Origin of the sequence: Promicromonospora sp. CA-289599 (assembly GCF_050936155.1) — a bacterium.
In the GTDB taxonomy this organism is placed as follows: Bacteria; Actinomycetota; Actinomycetes; order Actinomycetales; family Cellulomonadaceae; genus Promicromonospora.
The window spans coordinates 3,393,619-3,405,719 of the sequence record NZ_JBNJNI010000001.1 but is presented as its reverse complement, the minus strand read 5'-3'; the positions used below and the strand labels follow the sequence as shown (position 1 = coordinate 3,405,719).

Here is a 12,101-nt window from a genome sequence, read left to right as displayed (position 1 = left end):
CGATTGGGTGACGATCACGATTGGGTGACGATCGACCGACGCAACCATCTTGGACGCCCGCGCGTCAGTGGGAGATACAGGACACTCGCGAGGGGACGACGTCGTCTCGCGAGTGCGGTACTGCACCACCACCCCAGAAGGTGCAGTCGAGGAGGAGTCACGATGCGGGTAATGCACGGCAGGCCTGCCCATGGTGTGGGCGCGACAGTCGGTAAGAGGGTCCTTGGCACGCTGGGCGCGGTCGCGCTGACGGCGGGCCTGCTGTCGGCCTGCGACGGCGGCGAGGAGCCACCTGCGGACTCGGCGGCGACGAGCTCGCCCAGCCCGGAGGAGAGCACCCCGAGCCCGGAGCCGAGCGCTGACGAACAGGAGCCGGAGGCTTCGGCGAGCGGGCCGTCGTCCGAGCCCAGCGGCGACGGCACCGACGAGGGCGACGACTCCGGTGACGGAACCGCGGAGCCCGGCGAGGACGAGGGCGACGGCGCGTCGCAGGGTGAGGGGAAGCCGGACAAGGACGGCGACAAGGACCCGAAGGAGGAGGAGCCCGAGGAGCCCGACTACATCGAGTACGGCGAGGTCAGCAACCGGGTGGGCAAGCTTCAGCAGCGGCTGAAGGACCTCGGCTACTTCATGACCTCTGTCGACAAGGCGTACGGCGGCGAGACGCAGCAGGCGATCTTCGCCCTGCAGAAGGCCGGCGGCCTGTACCGCGACGGCGTGGTGGGCGACGCCACGCAGAACGCGGCGGACGACGGCGTCGTGCCCAAGGCCCACACGTCGTCGGGCAAGGTGCTCGAGATAGACGTCGACCGGCAGCTCGTGCTGGCCGTCGAGGACGGCAAGGTCGTCAAGGTCATCAACGCGTCGTCCGGCAACGGGGAGACCTACGAGGCGAAGGGCGCCACGTACACCGCGTACACGCCGCGCGGGTCGTTCGCCGTGTTCCGCGAGGTCAACGGGATGCACTCGTCGACGCTCGAGCTGGGCGACATGTGGCGGCCCAAGTTCTTCACGGGCGGCATCGCGGTGCACGGCTCGGCCTCGGTGCCCGCGTTCCCTGCGTCGCACGGATGCGTGCGCGTGTCGAACAGCGCGATGGACTGGATCTGGGACACCTGGGGAGCGCCGTCGGGCACCCCGGTAGTCGTCTACTGACCGTTCTGTCGAAGTAGAACGGTCAGAGGGAGACGCCCACCAGGACGGTCTCCGGGACCAGGGTCACGCCGAACCGGTCGCGGACCCCGTCGCGCACGGCCCGGGCCAGGGCCACGACGTCCTCGGCCCGGGCACCGCCACGGTTCGTCATCGCGAGCGTGTGCTTGGTCGACAGCCGCGCCGGGCTGTGCTCCCCCGCCAGGCCGAAACCCTTGCCGAAGCCGGCCCGCTCGATGAGCCAGGCGGCACTGGTCTTGACGAGCGTCGGGTCGATCGCACCGAGGCTCGGACCGGTGCTGGTCTCCGGCGTCGACGAACGGACCGGGTAGCGAGGGGCGTCCTCGGGCAGGTGCGCGAGGTGCTCGACGGGGATCACCGGATTGGTGAAGAACGATCCGGAGTTCCAGCGGTCGTGGTCCGGCTCCGCGCCGAACGGCGGGCGATCGAGCAGCATGCCCTTGCCCCCGCGCAGTCCCAGCACGGTGTCGCGGACCTCCCTCATCGGGGCGCGCTGCCCCACCTCGACGCCCAGACGACGGGCGAGCTCGCCGTAGCCCACGGGCGCCGACAGGCTGCCGAGGCGGAACTGGAACTGCACGTCCAGCACCACGTAGCGCGGCGACGGGTACCAGGGGGCACGCGGGTCCTCGTCCCGGGCCACGCTGTGCATCGAACGCTTGAGCAGCGACGTGCGGTACCCGAAGTCCAGCTGCCCGACGGAGAAGGTGCGCACCCGCCGCTCGCCCCGGTCCCACGTGCGGACCAGCGAGACCACGCCGGAGAGCTCCTGACCGTACGCACCGATGTTCTGCACCGGGGCCGCGCCCACCGTCCCGGGAATGCCCGACAGGGACTCGACGCCCACCCAGCCCTCGGTGACGGCGCGCTCCACGAGCTCGTCCCAGTTCTGGCCGGCCGGGGCGCTCACCACGGCGCCGCCGCAGGAGTCGTCCGACTCGACGGAGATGCCGCTGCGCGTGTCGCGCACGACGAGACCGTCAAAACCTTCGTCAGCCACCAGCAGGTTGGAGCCGCCACCCACGACCAGCAGCGGCACACCGTCGTCGTCGGCGGTGCGCACCGCCTCGATCAGAGCAGCCTCTTCCTCGGCCTCGACGAACGAGGCTGCCGGGCCACCCACGCGGAGTGTGGTGAGGTCGGCGAGGCTTGGGGCCACCGCTTGCGCCTGGACGGTGTCTGCCGGGTATGGGCTCACCGTGCAAGCCTATCTACCTGTCGCGTTGGATTTGTGCACATCTTCGACATGCCGTGGGTGATGTCTGCCAATTCTGGAACCTTTTCGTGTCGGCAGACGTGTTCAATGCTCGCTCTCGCAGGCGTGCCCCCGCCGGTCGGGATGCTCCGCTCCCTGCACTACCTCTTCACACCGGCGGCCGACGGCAGCGGACGCACCGAGCGCGCCAGGACCAGCGCGAGCACCATCGGGATCAGGAGCACGAGGACCGCCAGGCGGTAGCCCGTCGTGTGCGCGACCAGGCCGATCAGGGGCGGCCCCACGAAGAACGCGGTGTACCCGATGGTCGAGACCGCTGCCACCCGCATGGCCGCTCGCCGCGGTTCGTCGGACGCCGCGCTCATCCCCATCGGGAAGCCCATCGCCGCGCCGAGACCCCACAGGCCGACGCCGACCAGCGCCAGCCACAGGACCGGGACCAGCGCGAACGTCAGCACGCCGACAAAAGCGAGCACCGCGGAGACCACCAGCACCGGCACGCGGCCGAACCGGTCGATGGCCCGCGTCCCGGCGAGCCGGGCCGCCGTCATGGCGGTGAGGAAGACGGCGAGGCCGGCGGCACCCATCCCGTCGGACGTGCCGAACCCGTCCACCACCGCGAGGCCCACCCAGTCGTTGGCTACGCCCTCGGTCAGGGCGGCGGCGAGCACCACGAGCCCGATCGCCAGCGTGCGCGACTCCCGCCAGGCAGAGAGCAGTCCCGTGATGCCCGACGCCGGTGGCGTCACCTCTCCCGGGTCGGCGCCGTCCGCGCTGCCCGCCCTGGCCATCGCCACGCCGTCGGGCAGCGCCGCTGCAACGACGCTCGGCGAGAAGAAGCGGACCGCGATCACCACCGACAGCAGAGCGATCGCCCCCGCGGCCACGACGTGCCAGAGGACCGGGACGCCCACGCTGGCCACCACGATGCCGACACCGGCGCCGACCACCGTGCCGAACGAGAACCCGGCGTGGAACACCGGCATGATCGCGCGGCCGAGCCGCTGCTCGACGGCCGCGCCCTCAAGGTTCATCGCGGCGTCCCAGACGCCGGTGCCCACGCCGAACAGGATCAGGCCGAGCCGCACCGCGAGGTGCTCACCCGTGGCGACGCCGTAGCCCGCCACGGCGAGGCCCACCACCACCAGGCTCGCGAAGCCCAGGACGGTCCGCGCGGTACCGAACCGCTCGGCGACGAGTCCCGAGAGCGGGATGGCCGCGACGGAGCCGATGGACCCTGTCAGCAGCAGCAGACCCATCTCCTGCTCGGAGAAGGAGAGTCCGTCCCGGACGGCCGGGAGGCGTGCTGCCCAGCTCGCGAACGCGAACCCGCTGGCCGCGAAGACGACGAAGACCGCACGAGCGGCGGCGTGTGCAGTAGGCACTGAACTCCTTGGTGCGATTGAATCTCCCGACCGTAAGCCACAATCTGGGATCAGCCCAGCAGATTCCTGGGCCCGCACCACTGGTGCCGAGGTGAGAGAGAAGGAACCCGCGATGAGCCGCCAGACCGTACGACCGACCCTCGCGAAGGTCGCCGAGCTGGCCGGTGTCTCCGTCTCCACCGCGTCGCTCGCGTTCTCCGGCGCGGGACCGATCACCCCCGAGACCCGGGAGAAGGTGCTGGCCGCCGCGCGCGAGCTCGAGTACTCCGGCCCCAACCCCCTGGGGCGGCAGCTCCGGTCAGGACGGTCGGGGATCGTCGGTGTGGTGATCGGTGACCAGCTCGGCAGGTCGTTCCGCGACCCCGTCTCCACCCAGGTGCTGCACGGCCTCGTCTCCGCGATCGGTGAGCAGGGCCTCGGCGTGCTGCTCGTGCCGGGTATGCCGCAGGGCACCACCACGCAGTCCATGGGGCTCGCCGCCGAGGCGGGGCTGCCGCCCGCCGTCGACCCGCTGGTCGAGGCCGCCGCGATGGACGTCGCGGTGCTCGTCTGGGGCACCCTGAAGGACGACCCGAACCTCGCCGCGCTGCAGCGCAGGGGGGTGCCCGTCGTGATCGGTGAGGGACACGAGGTGTCCGGCGTCCCCGTGGTGAGCGTCGACGACCGCCTGGGCGCCGCCGAGGCGGTGCGTCACCTCGTCGAGCTCGGGCACACGCGGATCGCGGAGATCACGCTGCCGTTCGGGCGGGACGAGCGGTCCGGGCTGGTCGACGCCGACCGGCTCGCGTCCGCCGAGCGCACGCCGACCCGCAACCGGCTGGCCGGCGTACGGGACGTCATCGAGCCCGTCATCTCGTGGGAGACGCCCGCGTCGCTCGTGGAGCACGGGCGCGACGCCGCCACCGAGATCCTGTCCGAGTGGGCGCCCGCCCGGGACCGTCCGACGGCGATCGTCGCGCACTCCGACCTGCTCGCCGCCGGTGCGGTGATCGCCGCCCGCGAGCTCGGGCTGCGGGTGCCCGAGGACGTGTCGGTGGCCGGGTTCGACGGGCTCGACCTGCCGTGGCTCTCCCCCGACGTGCTCACCAGCGTGCACCAGCCGCTCGTGGAGAAGGGCCGGGCGCTCGGCCTGGCCGTCATCGCGCTGCTGGCCGGCGAGGAGCCCCGGTCGGTGGTGCTGCCGGTGACCCTGGTCGAGGGCACGACGACGGGCCCGGTCCCGGACCTACCCTGACCGTCCTCGTTGAGTGCTGGCTATTTGCGGGCTCAGCACGCTCCGGCCCGCAAATAGCCAGCACTCAACGAATGGTCAGGGGCGGAGGGTCGGGGCCGGGAGGTAGACCTCGCCGCCCGACTCGCGGAACTCCGCGGACTTCTGGGCCATGCCCTCCGCTTGAGCGGACGCCGACGCCGACGCCGCGTCCGCGAGCGCCGCCTGGTGCTGCGCCCCGCCGAACTCGTCGCGGATGTCCTGCGAGATCCGCATCGAGCAGAACTTCGGCCCGCACATCGAGCAGAAGTGCGCGGTCTTCGCGGCCTCGGCCGGAAGCGTCTCGTCGTGGTACGACTCCGCGAGCTCCGGGTCGAGCGACAGGTTGAACTGGTCCCGCCAGCGGAACTCGAAGCGGGCCTTGGACAGGGCGTCGTCCCGGTCGCGGGCGCCGGGGTGCCCCTTGGCGACGTCGGCGGCGTGCGCGGCGATCTTGTAGGTCACCACGCCGGTGCGCACGTCGTCGCGGTTCGGCAGGCCGAGGTGCTCCTTGGGCGTGACATAGCAGAGCATCGCGGTGCCGTACCGGGCGATCTCGGTGGCGCCGATCGCTGAGGTGATGTGGTCGTACCCGGGCGCGATGTCGGTCACGAGCGGGCCGAGCGTGTAGAACGGGGCGCCGTCGCAGAGCTCCTGCTGCCGCTCCACGTTCTCGCGCACCAGGTGGAACGGGACGTGTCCGGGCCCCTCGACCATGACCTGGACGTCGTGGGCCCAGGCCCGTTTCGTCAGCTCGGCGAGGGTGTCGAGCTCGGCGAACTGCGCGGCGTCGTTCGCGTCGGCGAGCGAGCCCGGCCGCAGGCCGTCGCCGAGGGAGAAGGCGACGTCGTACCGGGCGAAGATCTCGCAGAGCTCGTCGAAGTGCGTGTAGAGGAAGTTCTCCTGGTGGTGCGCCAGGCACCAGCCCGCGAGGATCGACCCGCCGCGCGAGACGATGCCCGTGACTCGGTCGGCGGTGAGCGGCACGTACCGCAGGAGCACGCCGGCGTGCACGGTCATGTAGTCGACGCCCTGCTCGCACTGCTCGATCACCGTGTCGCGGTAGATCTCCCAGGTCAGCGCGCTGGCGTCGCCGTTCACCTTCTCCAGGGCCTGGTAGATCGGCACGGTGCCGATGGGCACCGGCGAGTTCCGCATGAGCCATTCGCGCGTGGTGTGGATGTCGTCGCCCGTGGACAGGTCCATGACCGTGTCGGCACCCCACTTGGTGGCCCACTCGAGCTTTTCCACCTCCTCCGCGATGGAGCTGTGGACGGCGGAGTTGCCGATGTTCGCGTTGACCTTCACCAGGAACGCCCTGCCGATGATCATCGGCTCCGACTCCGGGTGGTTCACGTTGTTCGGGATGATCGCCCGGCCAGCGGCCACCTCGCTGCGCACGAGCTCGACGTCGCAGTTCTCGCGCACCGCGACGAACCGCATCTCGGGCGTGATCACGCCCTGGCGTGCGTAGTGCATCTGGGTGACGGTCCGGCCGGGGAGCGCCCGGCGGGGCCGGCGTCGTTCACCCTGCCACTCCTGGCTGGCGGCACCGCGGCGCAGCGCGCCGCGCCCGTCGTCGGCCAGTGCCCGATCGCGGCCGTCGTACTCCTCCGTGTCTCCGCGTGCCACGACCCAGGGTTCGCGGGCGGGAGCGAGGCCACGGACCGGGTCGGAACCGGGGCCTTGCGTGCGATAGACCCGGACCGGCTCGTTGGGGGCGCCGTCGGGCGACGGGGCCAGCGTGATCTCCGTGACCGGCACCCGGAGACCCGTGCCGTCCTGCGGTGTGCTGTACCCGCCGTCGTGCTCGTGGTCGCGCTCGTACTGGTAAGCGAGCGTGCGGGACTGGGACTTCTCCATCATGAGACTCCTGCTTCCTACGCCGGTGTTAACCGGACAGGTTCAACGGTCCCGGGCCGAACAGCCCGATCTCAGCCCCTGCGTGAGGCACCCGTGGGATCGCCGCCGACGTTAGCACCCCGAGCCGTCTGTGCTCACCGGGGTCTCTCTTTCGGGGCCAAAGCTCTTCCGCTCTGATAGAGAGACCTCATGGCTCGCTTCACCCAGCGGCGGGCCCCGACGTGGAGGCACACATGTCAGTTCGAGGAAAGCTGCGAACGAGGGTGTTCGCGCTGATGGCGACGGGAGCGCTCGTAGTGCAAGCAGGAATCGTGGCGGGTGCGGCGGCTGCGGACGGGCCGGGTCCGGCGGCGTCGGACAACCAGATCACGCTGACCTCCTGGGACGGGGTACGCGAGCTACGTGCGGGCGAGACCTCGAACCTGCGGCCGAACGCCAAGGGCGGGCTCGTGCTGAAGCACGGCGGCGACACCGTCGAGTACACCGACCCGTTCGGCGACGGCACTCCCGTCACCTACGAGACGGGCCGGTGGACGTCGCCGGTCGTCGCGGCCGGGTACCTGATCGACGAGTCCGTGAGCTCGTGGAACGCGCACACGCCCACCGGCACGTGGGTGGAGATCGAGTTCCGGGGCCGCAAGGCCGACGGGACGTGGACCAAGTGGTTCGTGATGAGCCGCTGGGCGTCGGGCGCCGAGTTCGCACCCGCCGACGGCAGCGTCGGCGACATCCACCGCACCTCCGTGAACGGGCAGACCGACGCGGACGCGTACCTGTTCACGGACACCTTCGTCGCGAAGTCGGGCAACGAGCCCGACGCGTTCCAGACGCGGGCCACGCTGTACCGGCCCGAGGGCACCCGGGTATCGCCGCGGCTGGACTCGGTGAGCACCATGACCAACGAGTACCTGCCCGACTCGCACTACACGGGCACCAGCGACTTCACGCTCGGTCGTGCGGTGTCGCTCGACGTGCCGCAGTTCAGCCAGAACATCCACCGCGGCGAGTACCCCGAGTTCGGGGGCGGCGGCCAGGTGTGGTGCTCGCCGACGTCGTCGTCCATGGTGCTGTACTACTACGGGCGCGAGGTGCCGGAGGCCGAGCTCGAGGGCATCGAGGCCCCGAACGGTGACCCGCAGGTCGATTACGCCGCCATGCGGACCTGGGACTACACGTACGAGGGCGCGGGCAACTGGCCGTTCAACGCCGCGTACGCCAGCACGTTCGGGCTGGACTCGTTCGTGACCCGGCTGCGGTCCCTCGCGGAGGCCGAGAAGTTCATCAAGGCGGGCATCCCGCTCATCTTCTCGATCAGCTTCGAGGAGGAGGAGATGCCTGAGGCCGGGTACGGCACCAACGGGCACCTCGTGACGCTGGTCGGGTTCACCGCAGCAGGCGACCCGATCATCAACGACCCGAACAAGGCGAGCAACGAGGCCGTGCGTTCCGTCTACACGCGGGAAAACTTCGAGCGTGTGTGGCAGACCTCGACCGACGGCATCACGTACGTCTACCACCCGAAGAACGTGAGGCTGCCGCGCAACCTGCCGGGTGTCACGCCGAACTGGTGATCCGGCCTGTCGGCCGCGGAGTGTCCGTCACCCCCGCGGCCGCCTAGCGGCCCGGGACACCCCGCGGTTCCGACGTGTACGCCGCCGAGGCGTGGCCCTTCGCCGAGACCGTCACCCGGACCGTGAGCTCGGCGCCCTGGTCGCGGCCCGTCACGAGGTACCTGCTGCCGATCGCCCGGGACACCGGCTCGCCGTCGCGCAGCCACTGGTAGCGGACGCGGACGTCGTTCGGGAGGTACGTGCCGGCGTCCGCGCGCAGGACCTTCCCCGGCTTGGCCCTGCCCTCGATGCTCGGCCCGGACACATCGGCCACCACCGGGTCGTGCAGCTCGACGTCGGACGCGTTGACGAAGACGTGCCGGTGCGCCAGCCACACCTGGTAGTACACGTCGTTGCCGCGCACCACCGTGCGGTCGCCCGGTCCCGTGCCGTCGAACGTGGTGGCCCGGTAGTAGTCGGACGCGACGTGGTCGTCGGCCACCGCGTACGTCTGGTCCACGCCCACGCGGTACTCGATCGGCGTGACCGGCTGCACCGGGACGCCCGGGTGCTCCTCGTACGCTGCTGCCTCCGGGTAGGCCCTGCCGAAGACCGGCGCCGGGGCGTCGCCCGCGACCGTGACCGTCTTCGCCGTCGCCGGCACCACCACCGGGCGCTCGGCCGGGTTGTGCAGCCAGGCCAGCGAACCGGCCCACCACACGCCCAGCCAGTCGCCCTCTACCTGGTCGACGACGAGCTTGTGCCCCGACTGGACGCGCGCGCTCACGTCGCTCGCGTACGTGGTTCCGTCCGACCCGTCCGGCTTCCAGCCCGGGTCCTTCGCCAGCGGCGCGTCGGCCGACGGCGACTGGTGCAGGTACCGGAAGTTCGTCCCCGCGCCGGCTACGCACGCGCCCGAGCCCGGAGACGCCTGCTCACAGCCCGTCACGGTGTTCGGGTTGTCGGCGTACCCGGTGCGCACCTCGACCACGTCGCCCGGTGCGACGTTCGTCGTCGCCTCCAGGTCACCGCCGATGGGGGCACCGAGCAGCTCGAAGTAGTGGTCCCAGTCCCAGTAGGGGCCCGGGTCCCAGTGCACGTTCCTGGTGGACCCGGGCAGGATGCCCGGCACCTGGTCGTGCCCGATGACGTGCGCCCGGTCGAGCGGGATGTCGTGCTCCGCCGCCAGGTGCCGGACCAGGTCCGCCGACGCCTGGTACATCGCCTCCGTGTACCAGGCACCCGTACCGGCCCAGCCCTCGTGCTCCAGGCCTATCGAGTGCATGTTCATGAACCAGTTGCCCGCGTGCCAGCCGACGTCGGCCGGGTCGAGGTGGTTCGCGACGTGCCCGTCCGAGGACCGCAGCGTGTAGTTCCACGCCAGGTAGGACGGGTCCTGGACCAGGTTGACCGTGGGCTGGTAGGCGGTCTCGGTGTCGTGGATCAGGATGTAGTCGAGCGACGGGCCGCCCGCGCCGGTGCGGTCGGCCTGATCGTGGTTGCCGTAGTCACCGGTGTCGTCGGGCAGGTCCGGGGAGGCCTTCTCGTAGGGCGCGGGCAGCCACTCGCAGCCGAGCGTCTCGGGGCAGTCGGTCTCCGGGTCGCTCGTGCCGGACGCCCGCGGCACGACGACGTCCCGGTTGCCCGTGAGGATCACCGCGCCGTCGGCGGGGGTGGTCACGCCCGCACCCTCCCTGAGGATTGTGTACACCCGTGTAGCGAAACCCTGGACATCACTCATGCGGGACACTGCGTTCTCCCACTCCCCCAGGCTGTCCGACGCCGTCCCGGCCTCGACGGCATCGTCGCGTATCGCCTGCGCCTGGTACGACGCGAGTAGAGCCGCACCACCGCAGACATTGGCCTGTGACTCGGACTTCAGGGTCTCCTCGCTGAGGCCGGTGAGTCTGGCCGCCTGGGCGAGCTCGGGAGTGCCCTCGCGCACCGGGCCCGCCTTGTCGTTGACGTCCGACAGCGGAAGACCGTCGCCGTGCGCATGACCGGGCCCGTGGTCACCCGCGAGGTTGAACACGCCGTAGCCGCCGTCGGCGCTGGCCTGACCGGCGTGCTGGTCCCAGCGCGACTCCAGGTAGGACACGGCCTTGAGCAGGTCCACCGGGACTCCGGTGGCCTCGGCCGCCGCCGAGAACGCCTCGTCGAGCGAGCCCGCGGCGAGGACCGCGGCGCACGCGACCGCACCGCCGTCGGGCGCGGCCGTCGGGGCCGCGTCGGCCGCGGAGAGCGGTATCAGTGGAAGAAGCAGTCCGGCCGCCGCGGCCAGGGCTGTGCTGCGCCGTCGTGACGTCACGCGGAGATCCTCTCGTCGGCGTACATGGGGACGAGAGAATCACACCCGATCCGGGGGCGCATGAGAAGACCTGCGGGCTAAAAACCCGGAGCGTCAGAGGCGGACGATCGCCTGGGTGCGACCCAGGACCTTTGCCCCGTCGACGGTGACGGCGATGTCCACGCGGACGGTGCCGGCCTCGGTGTCGATCACACCGATGGTGCCCGTGACGTCGATCGACGCGCTGCCCGGGTTGGGCACCTCGACGGGCTTGGTGAACCGTGTCTGGTAGTCGACGACGACCCCCGGATCGCCCGCCCAGTCCGAGACCAGGCCGACGACGGTGCCCATGGTGAGCATGCCGTGCGCGATCACGCCGGGCAGGCCCGCACCCACTGCGAACTTGTCGTTCCAGTGGATCGGGTTGAGGTCACCGCTCGCACCCGCATAGCGGACGAGGGCCGCGCGGTCGAAGGTGACCGTGCGCGTGCCGATCACGTCGCCCACTGCGAGGTCGGCGATATCGGGGCGGCTCATGCGTCAGCACCTCGGATCGCCAGGGTGGACGTGACGGTGGCGACGGGCTCGCCGAGGCTGTCGGCCTCGGGAGACGGCACCTCGATGTTCTCCGGTACCGCGTAGATCTCGCAGCGGGTGGTCACCATGCTGATGGCCCCGCGGGAGACGATCCGGTCCACGTGCAGCACCGTCGTCAGCTCGTCGCCTGCGACGATCGGGCGGTGGTGCGTGAAGCGTTCGTCCGCGTGCACCACACGGGAGAAGTCGATGTCGGCCTCGGGGTCGCTGATGTACTGCGACTCGGCACGCTGCGCGACGACGACGGCGAACGTCGGCGGGGCGACCAGGTCCTGATAGCCAGAACCCCGCGCCGCCACGAGATCGTGGTGCGCGGGGTGCGTGGCACCGACAGCACTGGCGAACTCGCGGATCTTCTCGCGGCCTACGGAGTAGGGAGCGTTGGCCGGGTAGACCCGGCCCTCGAAGTCAGCGTTCGCCACGTCGGTGTGAGCTACCGAGACTCAGCGAGTCTCGCGGTGCGACGTGTGCTTGCCACAGCGCGGGCAGAACTTCGCCAGCTCCAGGCGGTCGGGGTCGTTACGACGGTTCTTCTTGGTGATGTAGTTCCGCTCCTTGCAGTCCACGCACGCGAGCGTGATCTTCGGGCGGACATCCGCACTCTTGCTTGCCATGGCTCTCACCTCCGCGCCTCGAGAGGGAGGCGCCATGTGTCTTCTCGTCGTCCGACATAGGGACGCCGAACGGATGTACTTGCTTGGTAGCGAGGGCGGGGCTCGAACCCGCGACCTCACGATTATGAGTCGTGCGCTCTGACCAGCTGAGCTACCCCGCCGCGCGT

The 12,101-nt window shown here is 70.7% G+C and carries 10 protein-coding genes, 1 tRNA gene and 1 riboswitch; of the genes, 3 read left to right on the top strand and 8 right to left on the bottom strand.

Translation table 11 applies throughout. The features are described from left to right. Nucleotides 1-162: 162 nt before the first annotated feature. On the top strand, nt 163-1,155 hold the full coding sequence (locus ACQEVI_RS15090) for a L,D-transpeptidase family protein (protein WP_432900255.1): 993 nt from the start codon (nt 163-165) through the stop codon (nt 1,153-1,155). Between the two features lie 22 nt (nt 1,156-1,177). On the opposite strand, the gene ACQEVI_RS15085 is transcribed toward ACQEVI_RS15090, so the two are convergent. Both ACQEVI_RS15085 and ACQEVI_RS15080 read right to left on the bottom strand, forming a co-directional pair. Further along, nucleotides 1,178-2,371 carry a UDP-N-acetylmuramate dehydrogenase gene (locus ACQEVI_RS15085; protein ID WP_432900253.1) on the bottom strand — a complete coding sequence of 398 codons (1,194 nt, stop codon included), beginning with the start codon at nt 2,369-2,371 and terminating at the stop codon, nt 1,178-1,180. A 158-nt stretch (nt 2,372-2,529) separates the two neighbouring features. Then, nucleotides 2,530-3,774 (bottom strand): MFS transporter, encoded by a 1,245-nt coding sequence (locus ACQEVI_RS15080; RefSeq protein WP_432900251.1) that lies wholly within the window; start codon nt 3,772-3,774, stop codon nt 2,530-2,532. Between the two features lie 112 nt (nt 3,775-3,886). Here ACQEVI_RS15080 and ACQEVI_RS15075 point away from each other — a divergent pair, with 112 nt between their 5' ends. Further along, complete coding sequence (locus ACQEVI_RS15075) at nt 3,887-5,008, top strand: LacI family DNA-binding transcriptional regulator (protein WP_432900249.1); 1,122 nt, start codon at nt 3,887-3,889, stop codon at nt 5,006-5,008. A gap of 75 nt (nt 5,009-5,083) precedes the next feature. Here ACQEVI_RS15075 and thiC read toward each other — a convergent pair whose 3' ends face one another. Then, nucleotides 5,084-6,889, bottom strand: coding sequence for a phosphomethylpyrimidine synthase ThiC (gene thiC / locus ACQEVI_RS15070; RefSeq protein WP_432900247.1), 1,806 nt, complete (start codon nt 6,887-6,889; stop codon nt 5,084-5,086). Beyond that, a riboswitch (TPP riboswitch) is annotated at nt 6,884-6,989 on the bottom strand. It overlaps the preceding gene by 6 nt. A gap of 130 nt (nt 6,990-7,119) precedes the next feature. Here thiC and ACQEVI_RS15065 point away from each other — a divergent pair. Beyond that, a complete protein-coding gene (locus ACQEVI_RS15065; protein WP_432900245.1) occupies nt 7,120-8,457 on the top strand; it encodes a C39 family peptidase in 1,338 nt (445 codons plus the stop codon). Between the two features lie 43 nt (nt 8,458-8,500). Here the strand turns inward: ACQEVI_RS15065 and ACQEVI_RS15060 are convergent, their stop codons facing one another. The 5 genes from ACQEVI_RS15060 to ACQEVI_RS15040 form a co-directional block, all read right to left on the bottom strand. Further along, entirely contained in the window at nt 8,501-10,744 is a 2,244-nt protein-coding gene (locus ACQEVI_RS15060) for an N-acetylmuramoyl-L-alanine amidase (protein ID WP_432900243.1), read from the bottom strand. A 93-nt stretch (nt 10,745-10,837) separates the two neighbouring features. Next, nucleotides 10,838-11,260 (bottom strand): MaoC/PaaZ C-terminal domain-containing protein, encoded by a 423-nt coding sequence (locus tag ACQEVI_RS15055; RefSeq protein ID WP_432900241.1) that lies wholly within the window; start codon nt 11,258-11,260, stop codon nt 10,838-10,840. Beyond that, nucleotides 11,257-11,742 carry an FAS1-like dehydratase domain-containing protein gene (locus tag ACQEVI_RS15050; protein ID WP_432900239.1) on the bottom strand — a complete coding sequence of 162 codons (486 nt, stop codon included), beginning with the start codon at nt 11,740-11,742 and terminating at the stop codon, nt 11,257-11,259. The genes ACQEVI_RS15055 and ACQEVI_RS15050 overlap by 4 nt, the downstream gene beginning before the upstream one ends. A 21-nt stretch (nt 11,743-11,763) precedes the next feature. Beyond that, a complete protein-coding gene (gene rpmG, locus ACQEVI_RS15045; RefSeq protein ID WP_013837798.1) occupies nt 11,764-11,934 on the bottom strand; it encodes a 50S ribosomal protein L33 in 171 nt (56 codons plus the stop codon). A gap of 84 nt (nt 11,935-12,018) precedes the next feature. Next, nucleotides 12,019-12,095, bottom strand: a tRNA-Met gene (locus ACQEVI_RS15040). Between the last annotated feature and the right edge of the window lie 6 nt (nt 12,096-12,101).